Annotated in this window: 33 protein-coding genes and 1 riboswitch; of the genes, 23 read left to right on the top strand and 10 right to left on the bottom strand. The window is 35.0% G+C overall.

The genetic code is table 11. The features are described 5' to 3' along the window. Nucleotides 1-14: 14 nt before the first annotated feature. From ACQCPR_RS15775 to ACQCPR_RS15765, 3 genes are all read left to right on the top strand, one after another. The gene (locus tag ACQCPR_RS15775; protein ID WP_427137495.1) at nt 15-1,694 is read left to right on the top strand and encodes a cbb3-type cytochrome c oxidase subunit I; all 1,680 of its coding nucleotides are present in this window, start codon (nt 15-17) and stop codon (nt 1,692-1,694) included. 63 nt (nt 1,695-1,757) lie between these two features. After that, a complete protein-coding gene (locus ACQCPR_RS15770; RefSeq protein WP_427137494.1) occupies nt 1,758-2,390 on the top strand; it encodes an SCO family protein in 633 nt (210 codons plus the stop codon). 1 nt (nt 2,391) lies between these two features. Continuing rightward, complete coding sequence (locus ACQCPR_RS15765; RefSeq protein WP_427137493.1) at nt 2,392-2,940, top strand: hypothetical protein; 549 nt, start codon at nt 2,392-2,394, stop codon at nt 2,938-2,940. A 331-nt stretch (nt 2,941-3,271) separates the two neighbouring features. Here the strand turns inward: ACQCPR_RS15765 and ACQCPR_RS15760 are convergent, their stop codons facing one another. From ACQCPR_RS15760 to ACQCPR_RS15745, 4 genes are read right to left on the bottom strand one after another with little or no spacing between them, the layout of a single operon-like run. Beyond that, nucleotides 3,272-3,565: a metal-sulfur cluster assembly factor gene (locus tag ACQCPR_RS15760; RefSeq protein ID WP_090568225.1), complete on the bottom strand. Its 294-nt coding sequence runs from the start codon at nt 3,563-3,565 to the stop codon at nt 3,272-3,274. Nucleotides 3,566-3,589: 24 nt separating this feature from the next. After that, nucleotides 3,590-4,834, bottom strand: coding sequence for a hypothetical protein (locus ACQCPR_RS15755; protein ID WP_427137492.1), 1,245 nt, complete (start codon nt 4,832-4,834; stop codon nt 3,590-3,592). A gap of 1 nt (nt 4,835) precedes the next feature. Continuing rightward, complete coding sequence (locus tag ACQCPR_RS15750; protein ID WP_427137491.1) at nt 4,836-5,051, bottom strand: DUF2249 domain-containing protein; 216 nt, start codon at nt 5,049-5,051, stop codon at nt 4,836-4,838. Continuing rightward, nucleotides 5,041-5,295 carry a DUF2249 domain-containing protein gene (locus ACQCPR_RS15745; protein ID WP_090568233.1) on the bottom strand — a complete coding sequence of 85 codons (255 nt, stop codon included), beginning with the start codon at nt 5,293-5,295 and terminating at the stop codon, nt 5,041-5,043. The genes ACQCPR_RS15750 and ACQCPR_RS15745 overlap by 11 nt, the downstream gene beginning before the upstream one ends. Nucleotides 5,296-5,541: 246 nt before the next feature. Here ACQCPR_RS15745 and ACQCPR_RS15740 point away from each other — a divergent pair, with 246 nt between their 5' ends. Genes ACQCPR_RS15740 through ACQCPR_RS15725 form a run of 4 tightly spaced genes read left to right on the top strand, consistent with a single transcriptional unit; the run spans nt 5,542 to nt 8,396 of the window. Beyond that, nucleotides 5,542-6,036, top strand: a complete 495-nt coding sequence (locus tag ACQCPR_RS15740) for a hypothetical protein (RefSeq protein ID WP_427137490.1) — start codon at nt 5,542-5,544, stop codon at nt 6,034-6,036. 30 nt (nt 6,037-6,066) lie between these two features. Further along, nucleotides 6,067-7,302: an erythromycin esterase family protein gene (locus tag ACQCPR_RS15735; RefSeq protein WP_427137489.1), complete on the top strand. Its 1,236-nt coding sequence runs from the start codon at nt 6,067-6,069 to the stop codon at nt 7,300-7,302. A 44-nt stretch (nt 7,303-7,346) separates the two neighbouring features. Next, entirely contained in the window at nt 7,347-8,102 is a 756-nt protein-coding gene (locus tag ACQCPR_RS15730; RefSeq protein WP_427137488.1) for a class I SAM-dependent methyltransferase, read from the top strand. 27 nt (nt 8,103-8,129) lie between these two features. Next, complete coding sequence (locus ACQCPR_RS15725) at nt 8,130-8,396, top strand: hypothetical protein (RefSeq protein WP_427137487.1); 267 nt, start codon at nt 8,130-8,132, stop codon at nt 8,394-8,396. Nucleotides 8,397-8,455: 59 nt separating this feature from the next. Here ACQCPR_RS15725 and ACQCPR_RS15720 read toward each other — a convergent pair whose 3' ends face one another. Beyond that, nucleotides 8,456-9,148: a Crp/Fnr family transcriptional regulator gene (locus ACQCPR_RS15720; protein ID WP_427137486.1), complete on the bottom strand. Its 693-nt coding sequence runs from the start codon at nt 9,146-9,148 to the stop codon at nt 8,456-8,458. 173 nt (nt 9,149-9,321) lie between these two features. Between ACQCPR_RS15720 and ACQCPR_RS15715 the strand changes: the two genes are divergently transcribed. The 4 genes from ACQCPR_RS15715 (at nt 9,322) to ACQCPR_RS15700 (ending at nt 11,669) form a co-directional block, all read left to right on the top strand. Next, the gene (locus ACQCPR_RS15715) at nt 9,322-9,561 is read left to right on the top strand and encodes a DUF2249 domain-containing protein (protein ID WP_427137485.1); all 240 of its coding nucleotides are present in this window, start codon (nt 9,322-9,324) and stop codon (nt 9,559-9,561) included. 175 nt (nt 9,562-9,736) lie between these two features. Then, entirely contained in the window at nt 9,737-10,870 is a 1,134-nt protein-coding gene (locus ACQCPR_RS15710) for a TIGR04053 family radical SAM/SPASM domain-containing protein (RefSeq protein ID WP_090568257.1), read from the top strand. Between the two features lie 169 nt (nt 10,871-11,039). Beyond that, nucleotides 11,040-11,510 (top strand): NUDIX hydrolase, encoded by a 471-nt coding sequence (locus ACQCPR_RS15705; protein ID WP_427137484.1) that lies wholly within the window; start codon nt 11,040-11,042, stop codon nt 11,508-11,510. Between the two features lie 36 nt (nt 11,511-11,546). After that, nucleotides 11,547-11,669, top strand: coding sequence for a hypothetical protein (locus tag ACQCPR_RS15700; RefSeq protein WP_427137483.1), 123 nt, complete (start codon nt 11,547-11,549; stop codon nt 11,667-11,669). A 65-nt stretch (nt 11,670-11,734) separates the two neighbouring features. Here the strand turns inward: ACQCPR_RS15700 and ACQCPR_RS15695 are convergent, their stop codons facing one another. Continuing rightward, entirely contained in the window at nt 11,735-13,189 is a 1,455-nt protein-coding gene (locus ACQCPR_RS15695; protein WP_427137482.1) for a phospholipase D family protein, read from the bottom strand. A 225-nt stretch (nt 13,190-13,414) separates the two neighbouring features. On the opposite strand from ACQCPR_RS15695, the gene ACQCPR_RS15690 reads away from it, so the two are divergent. The 3 genes from ACQCPR_RS15690 to ACQCPR_RS15680 all read left to right on the top strand — a co-directional run bounded on the left by ACQCPR_RS15690 (nt 13,415) and on the right by ACQCPR_RS15680 (nt 15,268). Then, on the top strand, nt 13,415-13,942 hold the full coding sequence (locus ACQCPR_RS15690; RefSeq protein ID WP_427138957.1) for a ClbS/DfsB family four-helix bundle protein: 528 nt from the start codon (nt 13,415-13,417) through the stop codon (nt 13,940-13,942). Nucleotides 13,943-14,112: 170 nt separating this feature from the next. Continuing rightward, nucleotides 14,113-14,343: a hypothetical protein gene (locus tag ACQCPR_RS15685; protein ID WP_427137481.1), complete on the top strand. Its 231-nt coding sequence runs from the start codon at nt 14,113-14,115 to the stop codon at nt 14,341-14,343. 127 nt (nt 14,344-14,470) lie between these two features. Further along, nucleotides 14,471-15,268 (top strand): hypothetical protein, encoded by a 798-nt coding sequence (locus tag ACQCPR_RS15680; protein ID WP_427137480.1) that lies wholly within the window; start codon nt 14,471-14,473, stop codon nt 15,266-15,268. Between the two features lie 124 nt (nt 15,269-15,392). Here ACQCPR_RS15680 and ACQCPR_RS15675 read toward each other — a convergent pair whose 3' ends face one another. After that, nucleotides 15,393-16,118: a sulfite exporter TauE/SafE family protein gene (locus ACQCPR_RS15675; protein WP_427137479.1), complete on the bottom strand. Its 726-nt coding sequence runs from the start codon at nt 16,116-16,118 to the stop codon at nt 15,393-15,395. Nucleotides 16,119-16,447: 329 nt separating this feature from the next. On the opposite strand from ACQCPR_RS15675, the gene ACQCPR_RS15670 reads away from it, so the two are divergent. The 4 genes from ACQCPR_RS15670 to ACQCPR_RS15655 all read left to right on the top strand — a co-directional run bounded on the left by ACQCPR_RS15670 (nt 16,448) and on the right by ACQCPR_RS15655 (nt 20,279). After that, entirely contained in the window at nt 16,448-17,425 is a 978-nt protein-coding gene (locus ACQCPR_RS15670) for a ring-cleaving dioxygenase (protein WP_090568279.1), read from the top strand. Nucleotides 17,426-17,773: 348 nt separating this feature from the next. Beyond that, nucleotides 17,774-18,736, top strand: coding sequence for an ABC transporter ATP-binding protein (locus ACQCPR_RS15665; RefSeq protein WP_427137478.1), 963 nt, complete (start codon nt 17,774-17,776; stop codon nt 18,734-18,736). Next, entirely contained in the window at nt 18,737-19,381 is a 645-nt protein-coding gene (locus ACQCPR_RS15660) for an ABC transporter permease (protein ID WP_269922319.1), read from the top strand. A gap of 4 nt (nt 19,382-19,385) precedes the next feature. Beyond that, nucleotides 19,386-20,279, top strand: coding sequence for a glycine betaine ABC transporter substrate-binding protein (locus ACQCPR_RS15655; RefSeq protein ID WP_427137477.1), 894 nt, complete (start codon nt 19,386-19,388; stop codon nt 20,277-20,279). Between the two features lie 42 nt (nt 20,280-20,321). Here the strand turns inward: ACQCPR_RS15655 and ACQCPR_RS15650 are convergent, their stop codons facing one another. Beyond that, nucleotides 20,322-20,804, bottom strand: coding sequence for a QueT transporter family protein (locus ACQCPR_RS15650; protein ID WP_090568286.1), 483 nt, complete (start codon nt 20,802-20,804; stop codon nt 20,322-20,324). 9 nt (nt 20,805-20,813) lie between these two features. Next, nucleotides 20,814-20,858: riboswitch (PreQ1 riboswitch) on the bottom strand. 115 nt (nt 20,859-20,973) lie between these two features. On the opposite strand from ACQCPR_RS15650, the gene ACQCPR_RS15645 reads away from it, so the two are divergent. The 5 genes from ACQCPR_RS15645 to ACQCPR_RS15625 all read left to right on the top strand — a co-directional run bounded on the left by ACQCPR_RS15645 (nt 20,974) and on the right by ACQCPR_RS15625 (nt 24,366). Next, nucleotides 20,974-22,176, top strand: a complete 1,203-nt coding sequence (locus tag ACQCPR_RS15645; protein ID WP_427137476.1) for an MBL fold metallo-hydrolase — start codon at nt 20,974-20,976, stop codon at nt 22,174-22,176. Beyond that, the gene (locus tag ACQCPR_RS15640; protein WP_427137475.1) at nt 22,163-22,408 is read left to right on the top strand and encodes a DUF3006 domain-containing protein; all 246 of its coding nucleotides are present in this window, start codon (nt 22,163-22,165) and stop codon (nt 22,406-22,408) included. Before ACQCPR_RS15645 ends, ACQCPR_RS15640 begins: the two co-directional genes overlap by 14 nt. A gap of 242 nt (nt 22,409-22,650) precedes the next feature. Beyond that, entirely contained in the window at nt 22,651-22,914 is a 264-nt protein-coding gene (locus ACQCPR_RS15635) for a CD3324 family protein (protein ID WP_090568295.1), read from the top strand. 149 nt (nt 22,915-23,063) lie between these two features. Further along, nucleotides 23,064-23,705: a FusB/FusC family EF-G-binding protein gene (locus ACQCPR_RS15630; RefSeq protein ID WP_427137474.1), complete on the top strand. Its 642-nt coding sequence runs from the start codon at nt 23,064-23,066 to the stop codon at nt 23,703-23,705. Nucleotides 23,706-23,724: 19 nt separating this feature from the next. Further along, nucleotides 23,725-24,366, top strand: coding sequence for an NUDIX hydrolase (locus tag ACQCPR_RS15625; RefSeq protein WP_427137473.1), 642 nt, complete (start codon nt 23,725-23,727; stop codon nt 24,364-24,366). Between the two features lie 56 nt (nt 24,367-24,422). On the opposite strand, the gene ACQCPR_RS15620 is transcribed toward ACQCPR_RS15625, so the two are convergent. Both ACQCPR_RS15620 and dapF read right to left on the bottom strand, forming a co-directional pair. Continuing rightward, on the bottom strand, nt 24,423-24,989 hold the full coding sequence (locus tag ACQCPR_RS15620; protein ID WP_269922327.1) for a LysM peptidoglycan-binding and 3D domain-containing protein: 567 nt from the start codon (nt 24,987-24,989) through the stop codon (nt 24,423-24,425). Between the two features lie 389 nt (nt 24,990-25,378). Beyond that, on the bottom strand, nt 25,379-26,221 hold the full coding sequence (gene dapF, locus ACQCPR_RS15615) for a diaminopimelate epimerase (RefSeq protein ID WP_427137472.1): 843 nt from the start codon (nt 26,219-26,221) through the stop codon (nt 25,379-25,381). Between the last annotated feature and the right edge of the window lie 100 nt (nt 26,222-26,321).

The following is a 26,321-nucleotide window of genomic DNA, read 5'->3' as shown; positions in this document are numbered from 1 at the left end:
GAAGGAGGATCATCATGGAGGCAGTAGCAAAGAAAACAATGAAACAAAAAGTAAATAACGTGTTAGGAGCCAATCCTCTGGATGCACGATTTTCTATTGCACTTTTTATAGTAGCGTTTATCGCGTTTTTTATTGGAGGAGTATTAGGTTTGCTTCAAGGCCTTAACCGTGCTGGAATATTAGAATTACCAACATGGCTAAATTATTATCAAGTACTGTCAGCACATGGAGTATTATTAGTTCTGGTGTTTACTACAACATTTACTATTGGATATTTTTATGCAGCATTATCTCACACGTTAGGAGGGTTACTTCCGAAGGTTAGAAAACTTGGATGGATTGGCTATGGATCAATGGTAGTTGGGGTTGTCTTTGTTGCAACAACTATTATCATGGGTGATGCATCTGTTATGTATACGTTCTATCCACCTATGGCAGCATCTGGTTGGTTTTACGTTGGATTAGTATTTCTAGTAGTAGGTATTTGGCTATGCGCATTTGGTGCATTCATCAATGTGGCAGACTGGAGAAAGAAACATAAAGGACAGCATATTCCTTTACTCGCATTCTTTGCAGTTGGTGTGTTCGTGCTTTTGTTCTTCGGTAGTATAGGTGTAACAATTGAAGTATTAATGATTATACCTTGGGCATTTGGTTGGACAGATACGATTAATGTTCTATTAAGTCGCACGCTGTTCTGGAGTTTTGGACATACGTTAGTAAATATTTGGTATCTGACTGCAGTATCTACTTGGTATATTGCTATACCGAAAATTATTGGCGGTAGACAATGGAGTGACACGCTTACTCGACTAGTTGTAATACTATTAGTAGTTTTAAATATTACTGGTGGATTCCATCACCAAATTGTCGATCCAGGAATTACTGAAGGTATTAAATTCATGCATGTATTTATGAGTCTATCTATCGGATTCCCTTCATTAATGACTGCATTTGCAATGTTTGCGATATTTGAACGCTCTGGTAGAAAGAAAGGTGCGAAAGGTCTGTTAGGCTGGATTAAAAAATTACCATGGGTCGATGTTCGATTCCTCGCACCAATGATCGCGATGATAGCCTTTATACCCGCTGGAGCCGGAGGTATTGCTCAAACAAATAACCAACTAAACACTGTAGTACACAATTCAATGTGGGTTGTAGGTCACTTCCACTTAACTCTAGGAGTGACGGTTGTATTATCATTCTTTGGAGTTGCTTACTGGTTGATTCCTCATTTGACTGGACGTGTTCTTACACCTCAAATGAATAAATTAGGGGTAATTCAAACATTAGTTTGGACAGTTGGTATGGCATTAATGTCTGGGGCTATGCACTATGTTGGCCTATTTGGTTCTCCAAGAAGAACTTCTTATACAACTTATGGAGATAATGCGACAGCATTAGGATGGGATCCTTATCTATTGCTGCTAGCAGTTGGTGGTACATTGTTAATGGTTGGTGTCGTGCTAATGGTCTACATCGCATTCAATCTAATGTTCTTTGCACCAAGAGGACAAACGGAATTCCAAATCGCGGAGCCAGAGGAAAATGCTGCGCCAACACCGAAATGGACAGAACGGTGGACATTATGGATTGTCCTAATGATTTTAGTAGTTTCCATGGCATACGTAATTCCGGTTGTAGAGATGATTGTAAATGCACCACCAGGATCACCACCATTTAGAACTTGGTAAAACGTACTAGAGATAGTCTTTAGAGGCTATCTCTTTATTAATAAATATGAGGTTGTGATTGTTATGAAGAACAAACAATACAATTCAATAGCAATCTTTGTTGTCCTATTATTTGGAGCTATATTATTTTTTATTGGAACGGACGGATTCACTGCATATACAGTTGAAACTGCCAGAGTGAATAAATTAATGGAGGAGAATCCAGTTTTCCCTGAAGTTACATTAGAAGATAGCAAAGAAAGAGTATATTCCTTTTCAGAGTTCGAGGGAAAATATGTGATGCTGACATTTATATATACTGCCTGCTCAGATGTTTGCCCACAATTAGAATTCAATTTAGCCGAGGTATATAAACAAATTCCACCCAAGTATATAGGTAAGGATATCGTTTTTTTAAGTATTAGCTTTGATCCAAAGAATGATGATCCGGCAACTCTTGAAAAGTATCGCTATTATTTTGACAGTGACGGTGAAACGTGGAGAATGGCAAGAATATCAGATCAGCAGCAGTTAGAAGGATTACTTATGGATTTTGGAGTGACTGTTATCCCTGATGAAAATGGCAACTTCCAGCATAATTCTGCCTTTTATCTAGTAGATCCAAATGGAATTTTAGTCGAAGTGATGGATTATGAAGAAATTGAAATAGCGGCGGATAAAGTAAATTCTATTCTCGATTCGAAAGAGGGGGAGTAGTTTGAAGTACGGACTAGTCCTATATATTTTCTTGATGCTACCACCTGTTGCGAATTTAGCAGAATCAGTTATGGCTATTCATATGCATATGCAAATGACGTTGTTTGTTGTCGTTGGTGTACTAATGGCTCCACTTTATCAAAAGATATTCCCTAGATTCTTTGAAAAATGGAATAGTAATGGGGTACCTGGTATTCTTCTCTTTATGGTGATACTCGGTTACTGGTTGCTTCCGAGAACGATGGATGAAGCACTGTCGATACCCGCAGTCGAATTATTTAAATTTATAAGCTTACCATTTTTAGCTGGAGTTCCATTACGAGACAGCTGGGGTAAACTAAGTAACGTAGGAAAAAATACATTATATGTTCTACTGAGTGTAATTTTTGGGGTCATGGCATGGCTCTATATCGCATCACCCGTCCAACTATGCAACAATTACTTAATCATCGAACAAAAAACACTAGGCTGGGGCTTCGTATTTTTTGCAGTCAGTATTATGATTTATTTCATCTCAACACTGATAATTGATCCCTCTGATTACGAATAAAAAATCGGACAATTTGTGTATCAAATTGTCCTTTTTATATTGGATGGATTTCGAAAGTGGGTGAGAAACTGAAGATAATGCGAGAGTTCGAATCGTTTATGAGAAAGCTCCTCTTATACGTAGTGCACCATCGTTTATCCGAGAAAATCCCTCTCTTATCAAGTGGATTTGCGATTTGCGAGAGTGACCTTGCTATTTAACAGGTTGAACTTGCTATACTATTAACTAAACTTGCGATTCTCCATAGTGATCTTGCGATTCGACTATTTTCACAAAATCCCTAAAATAAAAATAGACTTACCCATGAAGAGCAAGTCTATTCCCAACCTCTTTATAACAGTTCTTTCGCTCGGTCACTCATTTTACTCGGACTCCATTCTGGCTCCCATACGAGATTTACCTCGACCTCTCCAACTTCTTCTAGTTGACTGACTCGGTGTTTAACTCCATTTGTAATACTGTCATGCATGGGGCAGCCGGGGGTAGTGAGCGTCATAGTTATTATTACATTGTTGTTCTCATCTGAACATACTCCGTAAACCAACCCTAAGTCCACGATATTTATACCTAACTCTGGATCGACAACATCATATAATGATTGTTCTACCAATTTCCCGTAAGACATTTATAAGAACTCCCTTCCTGAATGCTATTTAAATAAAATACGAATGATGGAAAATGCATATAAAAAGGATGTTACAGTTAGCAATGCTTGGAAAGTCAAAACGACTAAACTGATTTGTAATAATGCTCCTGTAGTCAATCCAATAATACTAACGACAAACAAACTAAATAATACAACGCTCATTTTTTCGTCAATCATATCCTTCATCGTTGGAACTTTTTCTTTACCGATTTTATCTGCGTATTTATGTGTCCACCATAGAAACGGTACAATCTTATACAAGTATCCTAAAATACTAAATATAATCCAGCTCATTACGTAAAAAAATATTAACCAACTCCAAATGGATGAATCATTTATTCCAAACAGACTGAGTATTAAAGCAAGAGAATGAATTACCAAACCGTTTCCTATCGCAATTAACGAAAATGCAAAAGGCTTATCTAATTTCTTCTTTAAGCGTTTATGTAAAATTGCTCTCATATCTAATACAAAAAAAGAGAAACCGATAAAAAGAAATAGCCAGCCGATTGTAGTTAGTGCATCCAAATCAACCCAAAAGGACACAATTAGTATAAGCAGTCCGAACACATAGGTTGAGAAGGAAAGACTAGTCCATTTCAATGTAAATCCGTGAGAAAGGCTAAACATGGGCACTAACTTGTAAGAGAAACCGAATATTAAAAGTGTAAACCATCCTGCTACACCTAACGTAATATGAGAATATAGAATTGAATTATGGCTTTCTATTCCACCGTAGGCAATATTCCAAGCGAGTACAAAGCCTGCCAGAATAGTGAGGGCAAAGCTCGAAACAGCTGCAATGACGAAAAATAAACTCATATTTCTCTGTTTTTGTTTACTGATTGTCATAGCCATTTGAATGATAAATAAAGTAATACCAAAGATTGTTAGGATTCCTCCATAAATAGCGAATGTAGGCTTAAATCCAAGAGTTAGAGTAAGGCTAGTTATTCCTACAACTGTAATTCCAAATTGGAGATAGCCCATTTTTTGATTCCAAATTGGAGTTAAAAATGCAACAGGAACTAATTGATACATTGCCCCCAAAGCAATCATTACTGCAAAGCCGAGTAACAGGAAATGTGCACCCATCCATAAACTAGGAAGTCGAAATTGACTCGATACTAACAAATTACTATTCAGCAAAAGAACACCTTGTGCTACAACAAAAGCTATTAATGCATATAAAATAAATGCTAATGGAAGTTTAATATTTGTATCCGATTTTAAACTTGTTGGTTTCATGTTATTCACCAGACTTTGTAATTGTAATTTTAAAGCTTCCATCTTCTAGTGCTTCTGTGTTATGTAAATAGCCAAGCTCATTTAACTCTTCATATAAAAACATTGGTCTACGATCATTTATAATAGTAATTGTTTCACCTACATGTAAGTTTCCTAACTTTGTTAATGTGCGCATCATCGGCTGCGGTGGTTCTAAGCCACGATTATCAAGAATCACTGTTATCCACTTCTTTCTGTATATAAGTAGTTTGCCAATGTTTTTTCTCTAGCTTAATCACTTCGTAAACGAATCCTTTTTTACTTAATAGTTTGTGCAATGGTATCGGATTAAATGGTGCATGAAGCACGAAAATCTGACCAGGCTTTAACTGTTTAACCGCTCCCATAATCTTGTCAAAAGGCTCTTTTTTAAGTAATAAATCCTCTCTCACGTCAAGCTCCACAATCTTTTGTGTATCCATAGTATCCCACCTTTATGTTGTTAACTATATGATAATCATTTTCAATTACCGATGTAGTGAGCTACGTCACTTAATGTAAAAAGGCTTAAGAAAGTCAGCATAAAGTTTATTATTGAAAAGGAATTAGATGTTATTAGTAGAATGTAATAGAGAATGTTCAATGAGTAAGTAGGTAGATCTATTTAACTACAACTGTGAGGGGGGCTATTTATCAAATTAAAATTAACAATTGGCATCATATGTTTAATGGTTTTATGGGGGTGCACAGAAAAACAGCTAATATCGGATGAAACGATTCGTATTGGAGTTATTGGCGATAATCTAGAACAATTTGAGTATTCAAACGTCACTTATGAATCTTTAAAGGTTGAGGAATTGCTAACAAATGACGAATTGAAAACGAAGTATAATTTTCTGATGATTAGTAACGAACATTTTAATACTGTATCGGATAGTGATTATATATTTCGTTTTGACAGTATACAGATGCCTATTTTATTTGTTGATTTAACAAAAGGTTGGATGCCCTTTATTAGCCCACTAAACATGCAAATGCCTAAATTATATAATGAATATAACGATGAACCGTTTAAGAAATCAATCGTTTCAACTTATGAACTTTCAGGAGTGTTTAGTGGAGTATCATTTCAATATGCAACAGATGAAAAATTATCACAAGAAGAATTTGAAGAACTAGCGACTTTTATTTCAGATAATAAGCTTGCGAAAGTGGAGTCCTAAATATTAACTTTTCAATTTTTGGGGGTAAAAATGCCAATCTTTCAGTCAATGAATAAAAAATATAGCAACGCAATTGAGTGGGTTAAAGAAAATTCATATGGAATAGATTCATTATCAGAATGTGGTATGGATCATTTTGAGTTTTTAGAACAAGTTCTTAAAGATAAGCGGATAGTTTGGCTTGGCGAAAATGGTCATGGAATTGCAGAGCATTCCTTACTAAAGACTAGTCTGATAAACTTCCTATACCATAGAATGGGATTCAAAGTCGTGGCATTTGAAAGTGGATTAAGTGAATGTTATAGCTCTAACTACATAAAAGATAAACTTACAGTTAACGAACTAATGAGTAAGTCCGTTTTTTCTTTATGGAAAACAGAAGAAACATTACCATTGTTCCAACAAATAAAAGAGAATGATGACTTAAAACTTATAGGCTTTGATTTTCAGCCATCCAGCAAAGAGAGCTTACTTTTAGATTTCCTTGAAAGTATCGATATTAATTTCACATTAGAATTTAAAGAGCATATCAAAAAGCTAGACTATATGTTAATAGATTGGTATAGGGATATCGGAAAATATAAAGCGACAAGAAAAAAAGTTCCAAAATATATTTACACTAGTTTTCAAAAAGATAAAATAGTGCTCTTTGACCTCATTACTCAGTTAGATATAGAGCTGGAGACTTGGAAAGAAGAATTTCATCGCAAAGGTCTACATAACCCGTATATAGTAATTCAAAAGTTATTAGATAATAAACGGAAATTTATAGATAGATTAGACGCTAAACACGGGGATTACTTAAAATTTAGAGATCAAATAATGGCGGAGAACATAGAATGGATTTGCCATAAACTATATCCAGATGAAAAAATAATCATTTGGGCACACAATACTCATATTTATAAAAACATTCAATCATTATATAGCTACAAGCCAATGGGTTCTTTAATGAGTCCTAATCTAACCAGTCAATCATATTATCTTGGTCTGTTTATGTATGAAGGAAATGCAGCTTTAAATAATGGTAGCGTTTATGAGTTAAGAAAACCTCCAAAGAAGAGTTTGGAAGATTATATGAATCATAGTCCCTCTCCAGTATTATTTCTAGATTTTTCTTGCGTTTTACCAAATGAATCTAATAAATGGATTTTTAATAAAACGATTATTATGGAATCAGGAACGATGCAACAGATAATTACTCCTGTAGAGCAACTAGACGGAGTATTCTTTACAAAAAAAGTATCACCACCTCGTTATATATAAATGTTTGCTGCAACGAAATTTTACTAAGAAATGGAGTAGAATTAATGACTACTGAAATCATAAAACAAAACAAGAAAAGTTGGAATGTGGTAGCTCACCATTTTAATGGAGTAGATGCTTTGCCTAATTATGGTCCCTTTGCTCAAACTGAAAAGGAATTAGGATTATTAGAAGACGTGGCAAACAAGAGAGTACTAGATATTGGTTGCGGAAGCGGACACTCATTATTGTATATGGCGGGAAGGAGGGCTAGAGAACTATGGGGAGTCGACCTTTCTGAGAAGCAGATTAAGACTGCCGAGGAAACGCTAAAAGGTTTAGAAACTCATTTATTTTGTTCTCCTATGGAAGTTGATATTGGATTACCGAAATTGTATTTTGACTGTGTGTACTCTATTTATGCTATTGGATGGACTACTGATTTGACTACTACCTTTAGATTAATTTATTCCTATTTGAAGCAAGGAGGCAGCTTTGTATTTAGTTGGGATCATCCGTTATATCCTCATATTTCCAGTCAAAATGGGCAACTTAGTCTTAATGGTTCATACCAGGAGGAAGGAGTAACAACATATCCGAACTTCAAAGGTGAAAATGCTCCGATGGTAATTCCTAAAAGAAAGCTAAGTACATATATAAATGAATTGATAAAAGTAGGATTCACGATTGACTCTGTAATAGAAAGTGATGTATCAGTAAATTATGAAACGGCTCCAGAAGAAGTATCTGATCGATATTATTCTTTATATAAAGCAAAGAGATTCCCGACTACTATGATTATTAAAGTTACAAAAAAATAGTATGTGCTTTTAGATGGAGGAGAGAAATTGGAAGAAGACAATAAGTTCACTTTATATTTTCATACGTTTGTAGGTGCATTAGGTCTGATTCTTTTAACAGTAACTATCATCAAATATTATGAAACTATTGAAGTTAGTTCAGGTTATTTGCTACCTTTCTTTGGGTTTATTTTTACGTTTTCATATATAAATTATCTGGAAAATAAAGCTGGTGTTAGTAAAAAAGTTATTTGGATCAGATCTATTTCGTCAATCGTTATATTGCTGTTAATTTCAAAGGTATTATTTTTTTAATATGTCAATTTCTAATAATCATAAAAAAGGCATCCAATTAATTTGGTTGCCTTTTTGTCTTAAAACAATTCATCTTTTAATTTGTCCATGTTCAAAATAATATTGCCTGCTGGATCAGAGCTTATTAGTTTTGACTTTTTTAAAGAAGTAAGAGTTCTGCTAACTGTTTCGCGGCTCGAGCCGATCATATTCGCTAAATCTCGGTTTGTGAACTGCGTTGTGAAGATATAGTGATCGTCATCAAATTTCTTCCCATGACTTTTTACTAAGCGTAATAATAATAGAATAATTTGCTCGTATGTATTGTGTAACATTTTTTCTTCTAAACGATTTTGTAAGTCTACGATTTTATCTCCGAGTATTCTGAAAATCTTTACACAAATTTCTGGATTAGTTTTTAGAAATTCCTCAAACAAATGAATAGGTATATATATTAAAATTGCATCCTCTAATACCTCGGCATGAGCGGGATAGGTGCCTTTTCGAAAGAATCCCATATGAGGGAACATTTCACCTTCGCCGAGAACATTGACGATTTGTTCTTTTCCTTGCATATCAGTACGATATATTTTTATCTGCCCTTGATGAATAAAGTAAACATTAGTTAGTGGATCGTCTTGCATAAAAATATGTGTTCCTTGGCGATATAACCGATTCTTTGCCAAGTCAAGTATTGGTTCTATTTCTGCATTGGTCAAATCTTTAAATAAGGAAAACCGTTGTAGAAGTGCTTGTATCGATTCTACGTTCATATAGCTCATCCTTTCCCTGCGATTGTCCTTTTCATTGTACCATCAATAGTTTCTCTTTGGAGAACAATGACAAGTGATTAAAATCATAGGGGATATGTGTTTATCCTCACTTCAGTTTAGAATGGTAAGCATTATGATATGAACAGAATCAAAAATATTGGAGGGAAACTAAAGTGAGTAATATTCAATTTGCAGTAAAACTAAACGCACCAGATATTGAACCAAGAATTCGTCATCCTAGAATATTCGAGGCATTTGATGCTTTACAGTCTGGAGAGTTTTTGGAGCTTTCCAATGACCATGATCCAAAACCATTGCTCTATCAATTTATGATGGAACGTGAAGACACATACACATGGGAATATATTGAAAATGGTCCTGATCATTGGAGAGTCGCTATCGGCAAAAAATAATATTTCACTTAAAGATCCTAGAGAGAGCTATTTCGGGATCTTTTTGTTTATTATTTGTCATATCTTCCTATTTATTATGTGAATAATATCACTTCGGATTAAAAGTGAAAATGTTAAAATCCAAGTATAAGTTAACTTACGGTCATTTTAGGAAATAAATTAGGAGGAAAAAAATATGTTTTCAAGAGATTATAATGAAAATCCATTTATCGTTATCTGGGAGTTAACCCGTGCATGTCAGCTTCATTGTTTACATTGTCGTGCAGAGGCTCAGCATCATAGACATCCATTGGAGTTAACGCTAGATGAAGGGAAAAAGTTAATAGATGATATTTATGAGATGGAAAATCCATTGCTTGTATTTACAGGTGGGGATCCTTTGGAACGACCGGATGTATTTGATATTGCAGAGTACGCTATTAAAAAAGGAGTCCGTGTATCTATGACTCCATCAGCTACTCCAAATGTAACAAAAGAAGCAATGCAAAAGGCAAAAGATATTGGACTAGCTAGATGGGCTTTTAGTATAGATGGTCATTGTGCTGAAGTTCACGATCACTTTAGAGGTACAACTGGATCGTTTGATTTGACGATGAAGGCTATCGAATATTTAAATGAATTAGAGATGCCTTTACAGATTAATACCGTTATTTCAAAATATAACTATGAATACTTGGATGAACTAGCAGAAATGGTGGAGAAGCTTAATTGTGTCCTTTGGAGTGTGTTCTTCCTAGTTCCAACTGGTAGAGGGAAAGAAACAGATATGATCTCACCCGCAGAGCATGAAAAAGTGTTTAGATGGCTTTATAACCTCTCTAAACGTGTGCCATTTGATATTAAAACAACTGCTGCACAGCATTATCGCCGTGTAGTTATTCAACAAAAACTACGTGAACAAAAAGGATTGAGCGATGAAGATCATATTTTCTATGAAGATGCATTGACTATGGGGGATACCGGTAAAATTGATGGATTGGGTCGAGCGCCAAAAGGAGTAAACGATGGAAATGGCTTTGTCTTTATTTCGCATACAGGTGATGTTTTCCCAAGTGGACTACTCCCGATAAAAGTTGGCAATGTCCGTCAAACTCCATTAGCAGATATTTACCGTAATTCTGATGTATTCCAAAACCTTCGGAATCCCGATAAATATAAAGGGAAATGTGGAGTGTGCGAGTACAATAAAGTGTGCGGAGGATCCAGATCCAGAGCATACAATCTAACAGGGGATTATATGGAAAGCGAACCATACTGCGTGTATATTCCACAGTCCATGCGCAAGAAAAAAAAGCAACCATCCGTATAACGTGAAGACAAGTAATAGAGGAAAAGCTATTACTTGTTTTTGTTTTGGATAAGTTTTTACCTGAAAAGTCTAGGCAAGGTATACTTAAAACGAGTAGTAGAGTACTAGTCTGAAAAGTTAATTAATTTTTTATTTGGTTAAATAATTATATAGAATAGAGGATAGACAAATGGATATATCTTTTAAAACTACAGAAGGTAGATTTAATTACCGAGTGGCGGGTTTAATAGTGAAGGATAACAAGTTACTAATTATGCAAGATAAAGGTCAGCCATACTTTTATGTTCCAGGTGGACGTATTAAAATGAACGAAAAAAGTGAAGATGCAGTGAAGCGTGAAATTCAAGAAGAGCTCGGCGTTGAAGTGAAAGTAAACCGAATGCTTTGGATAAATGAAAATTTTTTCAAAGAGGAGACCTCTGAAGAACAATTTCATGAAGTTTGCTTCTTTTATTTGGTAGAGTTAAAAGAGAATGAAGACCTCAAAGGCAATGAATTTGTAGTTGATGAGGAAGGGAAGATACATACGTATTATTGGAAAACACTTGATGAAATTAAATATATTAATCTATATCCACAGTTTTTAAGAGAGAAAATAGTAGACCTACCTTTACATATAAATCATATTGTGGAAACTTGAAATAAGGTATGTCACTACTATATGGGAGAGAATCTATTGATGAAAATTAAAGTGAAGAGCAGTGAATTGCAGAGTAACGACGATATCTGGAATGCTAGTGAAAGACTAAGTATTTATGCAACAGCTATTTACACGGAGATGCTTGAAATAGTGGAATAATAAAAAACGCTGAATATTCTCAGCGTTCTTATTAGGGTTTGGCATTAAGGAGATATTTCTATTTATTAATAAGTCGTCACTTTAGTAAACTTTTGCAATGTATAAATCCAACGTTGCCACCAAGTAAAGTTATCTTGGAACTCTTTCAACTCTACTGTGTACATAGCATCTTCATTATTCCAAAGTCGTTCAAAATAGCTTTCCATTTCTATTACTAACTTGCTATCATTTGGCGCAATTACCTTCAAATTATTTTCTAGATTATAATCGTCTAATGTTCTTTCGGTGTAGTTAGCGGAGCCATTCGAAATAATCGTATGCTCATCCGTTTGAATCCAAATTGCTTTTGTATGATATTGACCGATAACGGTATTATACCAACGAACATTTAACTTTCCTTTCGTGTCTTCGACCATTTCCTGTACGACTGGACGATTTGGAAGTCCGGATTTTTGCTGGCCAAATGAATTTTCGTTTGGGTCGAGTATCATATTTACTTCTACACCACGATTTGCTGCATCAATTAGTGCATTAACGATATCTCGTTTAGCAACAAAAAACATCCCAAGCCAAATTTTGTCTCCTTTTTTTGTTGCTGCTATGTCCTCAAGTAACGAATCAAGGATCTTTTTCTCAGTTAAATACTGAACTTTATACTGTCCGTCAGTTTCTTTCGTATCAACACGAGGCAATTTAGGTCCCCCTGAAAACAAAGAAACAGCTTCCTCTGATTTTAAAATATCATTTATAATAGGACCAGTAACTTTCAAAGCAATATTTCCATGAAATCCACTTGCATCATGAGGGTTAGAAGACGTTACCATAGCTTCTTTCTCCGTTACTACGGCCTTCCGATGATTGGCCTTCACATTAAGTAATGTTAAATAAGAGGCAACCGTCATCTTTGGTGCTTCACTTGCCATCGCATTCGAAATCCAGCCCCTGCCACCGAAGTCAAACCATTGGAAAAAAGTGCGATAAATCCCCGAATAGACGGGAGTAGAATCTCGCAAAGGATCTAATTCGGTATAAACAATTTCTACTCCAGCTTCCCTCATTTTCTGAAACCATTTATTTTCATAGGATCCATAGCCTTTGTTCAATGGGTCAGTGATAAATATTACAGGCATTTCTGGATGATCTATCTTTTTTTGAGCTAATGTTGAAGACAAAGTATCAGCGATCTTAGGAAAATCTTCCTTTTCATCGTAAAAGCCATCAACCAAGAAAAAATCTACTACAACAAAATCCTCAGCCTCCTCGATCATGTTATATACTTCTTCAAATATATAGTTTTCGTGTATGATGCCAGTTCCTTTTCGGTCCTGTGCATACGTTAAATCAGTTATCATTTCAACTGAATCCGTATTATGTACCTCTCCTTTAAAGGAAAGTCCTTCTGGTAAAGGTTTATATGTATGCCACAGTATTACAGCAATATAAATAAGCGCAAATACACCTAAAGAACCCATCATGATTCTCTTTCTTTTACTCCATGGCTTGCTTTTCTTTTTAGCCATTTTTCTTCCCCCTACTAATTCTCTTTTTAAGTGCTTTTCCCCTATATAGATGAATACAAACCACTTATAGTAAACCAATAGTTGATATTGGTTATGAATATGGGAGTTGGTTCCATATATAACAATTGGTTCTGGATATTTATGTTAAAATAAAAATAATATATTGTGAAAGTTCTCACTTAAACGAAGTTGGTGTGTATAAAAAAGGAGGAAATTATCTTGATAATGGAAGATGCAAAAGAAACTCTATTGCTGAATAGCGACAACAATTTTAAAGCACTGCTAGAAATAATTGAATCTGTACCTAGTAGAAAAAGAGGTATTCCTATTGAAACTCAAGAAAGAGATAAGAATTTTCGTGATGTATTAATGCATCTGTATGAATGGCATGCAATGCTTGAAAGATGGTATAGAGAAGGTATGGATGGAGATATTCCTTTTATGCCAGCACCTGGTTATAAATGGGGTAATATCAAACTACTTAATATGCAAATTTGGGAAAACTATCAAGATGTAACATTAAATCAAGCTATAAAAAAATTGAAGCTGAGCCATGAAAGAGTAATGGATTTAATTAGGTCACATACCCATGAAGAAATCATAACTAAAAAATTCTATAAGTGGACGAAAACAAGTAATTTATACAGCTATTTTGCAGCAAATACTTCCAATCATTACATGTGGGCTATAAAAAAATGTGAAGTAATTGCAATCTATTTAAAAGATGAAGAAGTGGACAAGTTTGTTAAATAATGCAATATCTAATGGGTGCTTTACTTCAAGTTCAATAAGGAGAGTAGCGCCTTTCTTCATTATTAATCTAATTGAAGTAGCTTAGTTGAAGAGTGTTGTTTTTTCTTATGTTCAACGATTGGGCAAGATAATGAAATTGAAAACTTATGTAGTCATAGGGAGGAAGTATTATGTATTTAGTTTTATCAATTGTTCTAAGTACTATTTTAGGTGTTGTTCTAGTTTCTTTAGGTACATATATAGCTGGATTCATTGCTTTCGGAATTATTGTAGGCTGTTTGTTTAGAGGACTGTATTTACTAAACGACATACGCAAGATCCTTGACAGTTCACCTAGAAAAGACAAAGTTCAAGCAGCGTATGAAAGTTATTTGAATGAGAAGGATAATGGTATCCATTAAGATTATTGCTCTAGTTGAACAAGTGGCGACCTGTAAAGATTAATTCAAATGCAAAACAGGAAAAGTTCTAACTACTATATAATAGGAAGTTTAGTTGAATAAAAGCTATAGATGGGAGGTATGGATATTGAAAGTGGATACTTATTCTCTTATCTCATTTATAATTTTGTGGGGACTACCTACTTTCATGATTGTTAGAACGTATCTAAAAATGGATTATAATGATAAAAGAATAGCAATCAATGATTTCAGAACACACCGTTTTATATTTACAACAGGTTTTATTATACTTGGTGCTTTTTTTATACATTTAGGACTTTTACTCAACCTAAGCATACTAAAATTAATTGGATTCGTTTTCCTTACTCTAGGAGGATTTTTATCAACACTTAATAAGTGGAATAAAAGTAAGAATAAAAGTGTCTTGGTGAAAAAAATATTTACATACACACTTATCGGTATTACTACTTTTTTTCTGATTTTGCTAGGCTTTTACTACTTAATAATAAGGGTCGGGCAAGGTGAGTTTTTTCAGTACGATAATGGTGTGACAATTGAGGTTTACAATTCAAGTAAACAAGAAATAACGGATTTAAACTTCTTTTTTTCATTTTATAGCAATTATGATATTCTTCTGGATTTGGGGAATATTGACAAATTAGAACCGGGAGAAACAACTAGTATATATAGACCCCACATAATTGGGACTGGAAATGACCGGAGTTTATATTTTCAATATCCAATAAAAAAATCTGAAAAACAGGTTGATAGCCTAGCTTATGTAGCGTCTAATAAACCAAGTAAGGTAGTTGTTATTATAGAAATAACTGGTACTGATAATAATGGTAAACTATTATTCAGGGCAAAAGGGTTTGCAGATGTTCATGGCCAATTTGAATATGATCTGACCTCTACAAGAGAATAAAAGTTACATGATGACCAACAAGTACTTATACTAAACCAGCTAATACTTTGTGAATACTTATTAATGAAAGATAGAATCAGTTCATGCAATACTGTACTGATTTAGACCTCCATTTTCCGTTATGTCAACGAGATAAGATACTATCTAATAATAAGAAAATTCCAGTACACCCTAAGAGGATATACGTGAAAATCCTAAATGCTTTTTGATTGAGATGTTTAAATAGAACTTGTCCTATTATCAGTCCTATAAATACAACTGGAATAGCATATAAGCTTGAGCGCCAAATAATCATTTCTGTTCCAGTTAAAAATATCTGAGAAACTAGACTAATGAAATATATAAATAAATAGAATGCTAGTGTTGTGGCTCTTGTTCTTTCTTTTACTGATTTTGTTCCAGCAAAATATATTAATAATGGTGGTCCAGGCATGCCAATACTTATTGTTAAGAGACCAGATAATCCACCAATAATATAATCTCTTACTGTAGTTGATTTAAAACTAATATTTAAAATTAGCAATAAAGTTAAGATCAATAAAATGATACTAATGACTATTTTAAAAGTACTAATATCAATAGATATATAAATTAACCCACCAAATGGAATACCAATAATGCTTCCTAAAACCAACTTTTTCAATAAATGTTTATCAATATCCTTCTTAATTTTCATTATTAAAGCACAAGAGATAATTAATGAAAGGATAATATTTATTTGGATAGCTTCATGAGGGTTAAATATCATCAATAAAAACGGTGTGGCTAAAATCGAAAATCCAAATCCAGTACTTGTTTGTAAAATGGATGCCACGAGTATAATAAAAATATATACATAGAAATTTTCCAAAGTTATACCTCCTATAAGAATACGACAATATTCGATTCTACTAAACTTTATCAAATAATGATAGGTTTTAGAATTGGTACTCCTATGAATGGTTTGAGATATTCTTTACAGCATCTGTTGATATTGGAACTCATATAGAAGTTTGATGAAAACTCGAAACTGTCTCAGCAATGAGGCAGTTTTTTATTGTTGAAAAAAATAATAAAATGGGAGGTTTTATTTAATTATTAAGTGGAACGATAGCATTGTTGACATGTTTTTTTGTTCATGGTAAAATTACTTTGAATTAAAGATACTTAAATTAGAGATAAAATATTGGAGGAATATATATGAATCACTTAAAAGGTCTGCACCATGTTACTGCAATTACAAGTAGTGCCGAAGAAAATTACAAATTCTTCACTAATGTATTGGGAATGCGACTTGTTAAAAAGACAGTAAACCAAGATGATATTCAAACTTATCATTTGTTTTTTGCAGATGATGTCGGTGGAGCTGGTACGGATATGACATTCTTCGACTTCCCGAATATTCAAAAGGGGACGCATGGGACTAACGAAATATATCGTACTGGTTTCCGTGTACCAACTGACGCAGCATTAGAATACTGGGTAAAACGTTTTGATCGATTAGATGTGAAGCATACCGGTATCCAAGAGCAGTTTGGAACAAAGGTACTGTCATTTGTAGATTTTGATGACCAACAATATCAGCTAGTATCAGACGAAAACAATAAAGGTGTTGCAGCTGGAACACCGTGGCAAAAAGGTCCGATTCCACTAGAGTATGCTATTACTGGTCTAGGTCCAATTACCATTCGAATTGCTGAATTTGACTATATGAAAGAAGTGCTTGAAAAGGTTTTATTGTTCAAGGAAATAGGACAAGAGGAAGCATTCCACTTATTTGAAGTAGGCGAGGGTGGTAATGGTGCACAAGTGATAGTGGAGAAAAATATCATTCTTCCACCAGGACGTCAAGGGTTTGGAACAGTTCACCATGCAGCATTCCGAGTAGAAGATAGAGCTGTGCTAGATGAATGGACAAATCGTATGGAAAGCTTCGGCTTCCAAACTTCCGGATTCGTCGATCGTTTCTTTTTCCAATCATTATATTCAAGAGTAGCGAACGGAATACTATTTGAATTTGCAACTGATGGACCAGGATTTATGGGAGACGAACCATATGAAACACTTGGAGAAAAATTATCATTGCCTCCGTTCCTAGAACCAAAACGTGAACAAATTGAAGGGTTAGTTCGTCCAATTGATACAGTACGCAGCACAATTGAGTTTATAAAAGAATAATAACAGAGTGAGCCGCTTCCTTAAGGAGGCGGTTTTTCTATGAATTAAACTAGCGTTTTTGGAAGAAATATCCTTTTAGCAAGTAAATAACCTATGGGAGCAAGTAAATCCGGTTCGTGAGCAAGTAACATAGCAAAGAGAGCAAATAAAGGCCCCACAAGCGCAGGTAAACAGTTAGTGAGAGCAAGTAACGACTAACTTTTAAGGACAATAAGAGCAGAGCATAACCGACGATTTTCACAAACCCAAAATTTTTTCACAAAATAGAGTATTCTATGGCTTTATCTTCATGTTTTTAGGGTAAACATGGTTGGAAGTAAATATAGTAGAAGAAAGGAGGGAAGTGAGTTGATTCGTTTTGAAAATATTACGAAAGTGTTTCCAGATGGAACAAAAGCTTTGCAGGGTGTCACTTTAACAATTCCGAAAAAGCAATTAGTGGTCATCATTGGACCAAGTGGATGCGGTAAAACTACGCTTCTAAAACTTATCAATCGAATAGAAACTCCTACCTCTGGTGAAATTTATGTGGAGGAAAAAGCTATCTCTAATGTAGATCCTGTTGAACTGAGGAAAACAATTGGATATGTTATTCAACGAATTGGTTTGTTTCCACATATGACCATAGAAAAAAATGCTGCGCTTGTCCCAAATTTAAAAGGGTGGCCAAAGGAAAAAACGACAACACGTATTCATGAATTAATGAATATGGTAGGACTTGAACCAGACCAGTTTTTGCGTAAATACCCACTTGAATTAAGTGGGGGTCAGCAACAACGAATAGGTGTAGTGAGAGCCCTAGCTGCGAACCCGGATATAATATTAATGGATGAACCATTTAGTGCATTAGATCCGATAAGTCGCGAACAATTACAAAATGAGATAAAGCACTTGCAAGAAAAAATTAACAAAACAATCATCTTTGTTACGCATGACATTGATGAGGCATTAAAAATAGCAGATATGATTGTCGTCATGAAAGATGGCATGGTCGAGCAAGTTGCTACACCTACACAGATAATAGAAAATCCTATTAATGACTTCGTGAAAAACTTTATTGGAATAGAAAGAATTAATCGGAAAAAGTCTATTGGAAAAAGGGAACTACAGGACTTTGCGTCTTTTTTTGATAACGAATGGGAATCATTCTATTTAGAGGTCGATGCTTCTATGTTAGTGGAAGAGGCTATCGCTTTATTAGAAAATGAAGGTGCAAAGGGACTGCTAGTAAAGCATAGCAACGAGGTGCTAGGCTTTGTAAATCAATCTATACTTCTTCGAGCAATGCTTGCTAAGGAAGAGGTGGTATGAGTGAGTAACTTTATAGATACAATTCAAAGTCGTTCAGATTTAATACAAGAAGCGTTTATGCAGCATATTTACTTATCCTTTGTTGCTTTAGCTGTTGGGATTGCAATTGCATTACCTTTAGGTATATTAGTTGCAAGGTATCGTAGAATAGCTGAGCCAGTTATAGGAATCACCGCAATCTTTCAGACAATACCAAGCTTAGCGCTATTCGGTTTCCTAGTTCCGTTAATAGGGATTGGCGCTAAAACAGCTTTGATTGCCTTAATCATTTACGCCCTCTTACCTATTTTACGTAATACATATACTGGTATTTCAAATATTGATGAATCTATGATTGAGGCTGGAAGAGGAATGGGCATGACGAAGAGTCAGCTTCTGTGGCAGATTGAATTTCCACTTGCTTTGCCATTTATAATGGCAGGTATTCGAACTGCCACAGTTCTTACTGTAGGAATTGCTACACTAGCAACATTTGTTGGAGCAGGAGGGTTAGGGGATGTAATTTACCGTGGATTGCAATCTTACAATAATTCGCTTGTTTTAGCTGGAGCATTACCCGTTGCATTATTAGCAATTTTGTTTGATCTGATATTGAAATGGATTGAGAAAAAGGCTACACCAAAAGGAATGAATACTGGAGGATGATGGGATGAAAAAGTTAATGGGGATAATGGGACTTGCAGGAGTTTTACTTTTAAGCGCTTGCTCGGATTCTGAGGAAACATTAGTAATTAGTGGGAAACCGTGGACGGAGCAATTTATACTACCACAGATTTTAGGGCAATATATTGAACAGAATACAGATATTAATGTGGAATATAAAGAGGGTCTGGGAGAAGTAGCAATTATGACTCCTGCTTTGGAAAAAGGCGATATTGATCTATACGTGGAGTATACTGGCACAGGTTTAAAGGATGTGTTGAAGGAGGAATCTGAGGTAGGAGAAAGCTCAGATAGTGTGTTGGAAAAAGTTAGAAAAGGTTATGAGGAACAGTTTGATGCTACGTGGTTAAGTCCACTTGGATTTGAAAATACCTATACATTAGCTTATACGAAAGATAATGAGTACAGTGCAGAAACTTACTCTGATTTAGTGGAAGCTTCTAAAACCGGGGGGATGGTATTTGGGGCACCACATGCATTTTATGAAAGAAAGGGAGATGGCTTTGACGATCTAATAAACACGTATCCATTTGTTTTTTCAGAAACACAAAGCCTAGATCCAAATGTAATGTATGAAGCGTTGAAAAATGGCGATGTCGATGTTATACCAGCGTTTACGACTGATGGACGTATTGAACGATTTGATTTGCAAACGACAAAGGATGATTTAGGGTTTTTCCCTAAGTATGATGCAGCTCCAGTCGTGCGTATGGATGCTCTAGAAAAGTTTCCCGAGCTAGAAGATGTGCTAAACGAGTTAGCAGGTAAAATATCGGAAGAAGATATGCTGAAAATGAACGCAAGAGTGGATATTGATGGTGATAAGCCGGAGGATGTAGCTCATGACTTTTTAGTTGAGAAAGGATTAATAGAAAAATAAAAAAACACCCGGTTCTAGTTTTTTAGAATCGGGTGAAATTATTTAGATTAGCGTCTTAAAATTTAGTCGTTTATCTAAAGCAATAATAATCGGAATACCGACAGCTAATACGGTGAATTCACCAGCTGCAACGGTCAACCATGTATAGAAGAATGGAAAATCTAGCGCGAGCATTAGTTCAAATGCGATAATACACATGGTAAATGTAAAGAGAACTGTATTAATAACCATGCGTGCTATGTTTCCTTTTACATACTTAGTCGCTAAAATCGTTAATGATAGCGTAATGATAGAATGCGCTACTCCAAATGTTAAGTCGTAAGCAGCCATTGGAGAGAACATGTTTGTGATGAATACTCCTAATACAATTCCAAAAAAGTATTTTTTATTAAATACGATTAAGTGATTAAACATCTCCGCAATACGAAACTGTACTGCACCAAATGCAAAAGGAGCCACTAGTAGAGATACCGCCACATAAAGAGCGGCAATAACACCAGTTACTGCTATAGTCTTTGTTTTCATTTTATTCATTTCTCCTTAGTTTTTTTCCGTGGGAGGTTCTCGAACCACGTTAGTTTTCACAAAGAGTTATTCTATGCGAATTGTTATCAACTGTCAAGGGAAATTGTAATATATGAATATTGTAATCCTATGATAGAATGGAACACAGCAACGAAAAGGAAGGTTTTTTATGAGAAAGATAGTAATGATAATTTGTATTTGTATAGTATTTTTACTTTGTGGTTGTACTATAAATCAGCAAGCGAACACGACAATAGAAACTTCTCAGACACCTGTAGGGGCTAGTAATAAAATGAAAGTCCATTTTCTAGATGTAGGACAAGGTGACTCTATATTCGTACAATCTCCGAATGGTAAAAATTTACTAGTAGATGGAAGTACAAAAGACGCTGGAAAAGAAGTAGTAGCTTATTTAAAATCGCATGATGTCGAGAAACTCGATTATGTAGTAGCGACACATCCAGATGCTGATCACATCGGCGGACTTATTTCCGTTTTGAACTCTATCTCTATAAAAAACTTTGTGGATTCAGGTAAAGTACATACCTCTCAAACGTATGAGGAAATGCTTCAGCTTATTTTAGATAAAAACATACCGTTCATTGTGCCAAATATTGGAGATGCGATTCCCCTAGATGATGATTTAGATATTACTGTGTTAAATGTTGGAGAAGAATCAGATGATAATAATGAAGCATCTATTGTCTTAAAAGTAACTTATGGGGAAGTTTCCTATTTATTGATGGGGGACGCAGATATTCGTATAGAGAAAGAAATATTAGAACAGTCGAACGTAAAGTCAACTGTATTGAAAGCAGGACATCATGGTTCAGACACGAGTAGCTCGGAAGATTTTATACAGGCAGTAAAACCAGAAGTTACGATTCTTAGCTATGGGAAAGATAATTCCTATGGGCATCCAGATGCAGAGGTCAAGTCAAGGTTGGAGCGGATTAGTTCACAAATATATGGCACTGCAGTAGTTGGCAATATAGTTGTGGAAACAGATGGAGTAGATTATAACGTATTGACAGATGGAAACGTAGAACCAACTGAAATTGCTGATACCGTAACTGAAGGGATTAATATTTCAAGTAAAGACCTCCGAGGTGAAATAGTAGGCATTACCAATTCTGGTGGTACTACTGTTAGTTTAAAGGATTGGCAATTAGTTTCCGTAGCGGGCAATCAAACATTCAAGTTTCCAAACATAAGCTTACTGGCTGGGGAGACGATTTACGTCACAAGTGGTCCGGAAGCAAAAGAAAGTTCGGGCTATTTGAAATGGACGAAGGGACAAATGTGGAGAAATGATGGCGATGCAGCTACATTATTAAATAGCAAAGGAGAGGTTGTGAGTGAATTTGAATAAATACACGTTAGACCGTTTCGAAGGGGACTTTGCAGTCTTTTTGAAATACCCAAATGAAACCGAGAGCCTTCAAATTCATTGTTCTGATTTAAAAGCTAGCCTAAATCAAGGGGACATAGTGAATATTTCAGTAATACAAGATAAATATGAAATTGAGCTACTTAGTGAACAAACAATGGACCAAAAGGAAAGGATCAGCCAATTACTTAAACAATTAAAAAAAAGAAACTGAGCGAAATTACACTATGTAGGTTTTTAAAAATTTCTACTTGTATTAAAATAGGAAGTAGCGCAACTTGGAGGTGAGCAGAATGGCAAAAAGTATAAAATTGCTAGACAGTGCAACGCCTCATGCAAAGCCTAATGATGGAAAGGCGAACTTTGTATGAGAAGCTATAAATTAAATTATATCGCCATTTCATAATGTTGGCTTTGCACCTTATTTAAATAGTAAAAATAAGGAGCGAGCGTAAAATGACATATATCAAGGCAACTTCCGTTTTACCTGAGGAGCTAGTGAAGGAAATTCAAAAGTATATTCAAGGGGAAACGATTTATATTCCAAAGCCGGGAAAAACTTATAAACAATGGGGAACAGTTTCAGGTGAAAGGAAACGTATCGATGAGCGAAATAATTCTTTAAAGAAAGCGTATAGAAATGGTGTTTCTATGGGACAGCTTGCAAATGAGTATTATCTCTCGGTCGAAACTGTTAAGAAAATTGTTTATACAAAGTAAAAGAATATACTGGTAGCTCATTTAGGGGCTATCAGTTTTTTTTGTATTCATATGGTGAAAATAATTCCTAATCATCTTATCCATTTATTAATCAATTATTATTCGATACAATTGAACTAACGAAAATAATTGTGAATGGAGAGGTAAATATGAATCCTTTCATTAGAAGTGACCAATACAACTATATAAAAAAACAGACACAGGCATTGGTAAATGGACATGCAACGGTAAATGATCGTGGAGTATTAAATGCCCTAAGAGCACTGTCATTAGAGAAAGTACTTGGGCTATTTGAGGAATCTACAGAAGATCAAAAAAGCCTATTGAATCCAATTGTAGAAATAAAAGAAAAATTAGAAGCAGAAAGTTTTTTAGAAACCCTAAAGCCTTATGTTATCCCCTTTAAAGAGATAAGCGAGACTGCTATCAAAAAGATTTTTCCGAAAGCGAAGAAACTCAAAATTCCTTCATTAGAGAATATAGACTTTAAAGAATTATCTTATTTAGGCTGGTTGGATAAAGGGTCCAATAAAAAATTTCTTGTTATTGAATACAAAAATAAATTAGTAGGAATTTCTGGGGGTTATAAAAACTCCAATAAAAAAGGGATTTGTGCATTATGTAATCGAACTGAAGAAATTGGAATGTTTACTTCATCGGTCAAGGGCATGACTCAGGATGCATTTATAACGCGAGGAAATTATATTTGCCAAGATAGTCAAAAATGTAATGAGAACATCATTTCCTTGGACAAATTAAATCAATTTGTAGAGCTAATTGAAAATAAATAAATAAATTAAGAGGGATTATATGGAGCAGGAGCTACTAAAAGTATTTAACGAGCAGCATCAGCAAATAGGTGTAGATACCCGAGAGGAAATTCATCGTCTTGGTTTATGGCATGAAACATTTCAATGCTGGTTCATTGGTAACCATGAAGGAAAACAATATGTTTACTTACAATTACGCAGCAATTTGAAGAAGGATTATCCGGGATTGTTGGATATTACTGCCGCGGGTCATTTATTGGAAAGTGAATCAGTTTTTGATGGGATACGCGAGGTAAAAGAAGAGCTTGGAATTGATATCATTTTTGAGGAATTGTATTCACTTGGTGTTATAAAATACTCTGTTACGACGGATGATTTAATAGATAATGAATTAGCACATGTATTTTTATACGACTGCGTATTGGATTTGGAACAATTTACTCTACAGGTTGAGGAAGTGTCTGGCGTAGTAAGAGTGGAGCTAACTCAATTTGTGAGTTTATGGCAGAGTGAAATAGAGGAAATAGAGATTATCGGTTTCGAGGTAGAGGAAGATGGAACAAGAAGACCAATTCATCACATGGTTGATAAAGAGAGCTTTGTACCACATGAACAATCCTACTATGAAGTAATATGCGAAGAAATGATTTCTTTTACATCAAAAAACCAACTTTCTAGTTAAGAAGGTTGGTTTTATCTATGTCTAACTCCACACAAGTCGACGCTTGCACTTTTCTATTATTCTAAGATTTTAACTTTGACACTTTTACGACCCCATTTATAGGCTTCGCTTTTCGATGAAAAAAATACATCTATTTTATTCCCTTTGATTGCACTACCTGTATCTCCAGCTACTGCGTATCCATAACCTTCGACATAAACTTTGGTGCCAAGTGGAATTACTTTTGGATCTACTGCGATGACTTTTACATCTGGATTGCGTTTAAGGTTAATACCTGTGCTAGTGACACCAGAGCATCCGTTACAAGTTGCTGTGAATGCACTTGCAGAGACAACAATCTCTTTAACTACTTTATCATCTGTCGTTCTAGAGGGAGTTTTCTTTTTCTTCGCAGCAGTAGCCGCTTTTGATGATATTTTTAAACTTTGATTGAGTTTGATCGTATCTGATTTTAGATTATTCCAAGACTTTAAAGTTGATACAGATACTTTGTGTGTTTTAGCAATTTTATACAAAGTATCTCCTTTTTGTACAGTGTAAGTTGAAGATGCGGCTAGGCTTGTGCTTGTCCCGCTAACCAATAGTGCAAATGTGATGATGAGTGTCCAAAGAATTCTTCTCAAATACTCTACCCCTTGCTTTTTCAGTCTAAGCACATCTTACCAATACTTTGTTACGAGAATATTACGACAACTTGGCAATGTCATTACAATTCTTAATAATTTTACAAACCTAAATTAACATTAGTAGATTATAGTCTATTAAAGAGATTGACGATTTATACCAATGTAATTAAAAATTATAGCCCATAAAATTTTCAACATAGCCCATAACTCCACTCTATTAATCGATAAATTGAAAGACAGTCCATGAGTTTCTAAATTTAGCCCATAACCGCTCACTAATAGCTCATAAACTAAACAACATAGCCCTTAACTCATCCACACTTATATAACATAAAAAGAACCTCACTAGTTTTCGCTAGAAAGGCTCTCCCTCTATCATCTTAATACTACACTTCAATCTCACCATTGAAGACACTTACTGCAGGACCTGTCATATATACACCTTCATCGGTATAACGTATGATAAGTTCCCCGCCTAGTAATTTTACGGTAATATCGGAATCTTTGTCGCAGTTACCATTTAAAACTGCCGCAACGACTGCAGCGCATGCCCCAGTTCCGCAGGCAAGCGTTTCTCCACTACCGCGCTCCCATACACGCATATGAATAGTCTTACGATTCTCTACAGAAATAAACTCTGTATTTACGCTTTCCGGGAAAAATGAGTGTTGTTCAAATTTTGGACCAATTAATGGTAAGTCTACCAACATTGGATCTTCCACAAAAATAACACAGTGAGGATTGCCCATAGACACTGTTGTGATGTGATATGTTTTGTCTTCTACTTGAAGTGGTAAGTTTATTAACGGATTTGTTTCTTTTGATTGGACGGGTATAAGTGCAGGTTCTAAAATGGCTTTGCCCATGTCTACTTTGGCAAAATTCATTTTGCCATTTTCAATATAGAGTTCCATTGTTTTAACGCCACTAAGGGTATCAATTGTTAACACTTCTTTTGTAGCGATATTATTATCGTACACGTATTTAGCAACGCAGCGGATAGCATTTCCACACATTTTCCCTTCACTACCATCTATGTTGAACATTCGCATCTTTGCATCTGCAATATCGGATGGACATATTAATACTATCCCATCCCCACCAATTCCAAAATGGCGGTCAGATATATGCTGGCTTAGTGTATTAGGGTCATCGATAGTATGCTCAAAACAGTTAATATAAATATAATCATTTCCGCAGCCATGCATCTTAGTAAAAGGTATTTTCATCTTCAGCGTAACTCCTTTTTGGCGCAATCTTCTTATTTGCCCGCATTTGTAAAAGCCCGAACGGTTCGGTCAATAGAAAACCCAAACTGATGGAATTTTC

It is taken from the genome of Psychrobacillus psychrodurans, assembly GCF_050209195.1.
GTDB lineage: Bacteria > Bacillota > Bacilli > Bacillales_A > Planococcaceae > Psychrobacillus > Psychrobacillus psychrodurans.
This window is presented reverse-complemented; position numbering and strand designations above follow the sequence as displayed.

What these genes read in the sequence shown, in the direction of transcription:
- ACQCPR_RS15775 (WP_427137495.1), top strand. Translation starts at nt 15, where the DNA reads ATGGAGGCAGTAGCAAAGAAAACAATGAAACAAAAAGTAAATAACGTG.
- ACQCPR_RS15770 (WP_427137494.1), top strand. Translation starts at nt 1,758, where the DNA reads ATGAAGAACAAACAATACAATTCAATAGCAATCTTTGTTGTCCTATTA.
- ACQCPR_RS15760 (WP_090568225.1), bottom strand. Translation starts at nt 3,565, where the DNA reads ATGTCTTACGGGAAATTGGTAGAACAATCATTATATGATGTTGTCGAT.
- ACQCPR_RS15755 (WP_427137492.1), bottom strand. Translation starts at nt 4,834, where the DNA reads ATGAAACCAACAAGTTTAAAATCGGATACAAATATTAAACTTCCATTA.
- ACQCPR_RS15745 (WP_090568233.1), bottom strand. Translation starts at nt 5,295, where the DNA reads ATGGATACACAAAAGATTGTGGAGCTTGACGTGAGAGAGGATTTATTA.
- ACQCPR_RS15740 (WP_427137490.1), top strand. Translation starts at nt 5,542, where the DNA reads ATGGTTTTATGGGGGTGCACAGAAAAACAGCTAATATCGGATGAAACG.
- ACQCPR_RS15735 (WP_427137489.1), top strand. Translation starts at nt 6,067, where the DNA reads ATGCCAATCTTTCAGTCAATGAATAAAAAATATAGCAACGCAATTGAG.
- ACQCPR_RS15730 (WP_427137488.1), top strand. Translation starts at nt 7,347, where the DNA reads ATGACTACTGAAATCATAAAACAAAACAAGAAAAGTTGGAATGTGGTA.
- ACQCPR_RS15720 (WP_427137486.1), bottom strand. Translation starts at nt 9,148, where the DNA reads ATGAACGTAGAATCGATACAAGCACTTCTACAACGGTTTTCCTTATTT.
- ACQCPR_RS15710 (WP_090568257.1), top strand. Translation starts at nt 9,737, where the DNA reads ATGTTTTCAAGAGATTATAATGAAAATCCATTTATCGTTATCTGGGAG.
- ACQCPR_RS15705 (WP_427137484.1), top strand. Translation starts at nt 11,040, where the DNA reads ATGGATATATCTTTTAAAACTACAGAAGGTAGATTTAATTACCGAGTG.
- ACQCPR_RS15695 (WP_427137482.1), bottom strand. Translation starts at nt 13,189, where the DNA reads ATGGCTAAAAAGAAAAGCAAGCCATGGAGTAAAAGAAAGAGAATCATG.
- ACQCPR_RS15690 (WP_427138957.1), top strand. Translation starts at nt 13,415, where the DNA reads ATGGAAGATGCAAAAGAAACTCTATTGCTGAATAGCGACAACAATTTT.
- ACQCPR_RS15685 (WP_427137481.1), top strand. Translation starts at nt 14,113, where the DNA reads ATGTATTTAGTTTTATCAATTGTTCTAAGTACTATTTTAGGTGTTGTT.
- ACQCPR_RS15670 (WP_090568279.1), top strand. Translation starts at nt 16,448, where the DNA reads ATGAATCACTTAAAAGGTCTGCACCATGTTACTGCAATTACAAGTAGT.
- ACQCPR_RS15655 (WP_427137477.1), top strand. Translation starts at nt 19,386, where the DNA reads ATGAAAAAGTTAATGGGGATAATGGGACTTGCAGGAGTTTTACTTTTA.
- ACQCPR_RS15650 (WP_090568286.1), bottom strand. Translation starts at nt 20,804, where the DNA reads ATGAAAACAAAGACTATAGCAGTAACTGGTGTTATTGCCGCTCTTTAT.
- ACQCPR_RS15645 (WP_427137476.1), top strand. Translation starts at nt 20,974, where the DNA reads ATGAGAAAGATAGTAATGATAATTTGTATTTGTATAGTATTTTTACTT.
- ACQCPR_RS15635 (WP_090568295.1), top strand. Translation starts at nt 22,651, where the DNA reads ATGACATATATCAAGGCAACTTCCGTTTTACCTGAGGAGCTAGTGAAG.
- ACQCPR_RS15630 (WP_427137474.1), top strand. Translation starts at nt 23,064, where the DNA reads ATGAATCCTTTCATTAGAAGTGACCAATACAACTATATAAAAAAACAG.
- ACQCPR_RS15625 (WP_427137473.1), top strand. Translation starts at nt 23,725, where the DNA reads ATGGAGCAGGAGCTACTAAAAGTATTTAACGAGCAGCATCAGCAAATA.
- dapF (WP_427137472.1), bottom strand. Translation starts at nt 26,221, where the DNA reads ATGAAAATACCTTTTACTAAGATGCATGGCTGCGGAAATGATTATATT.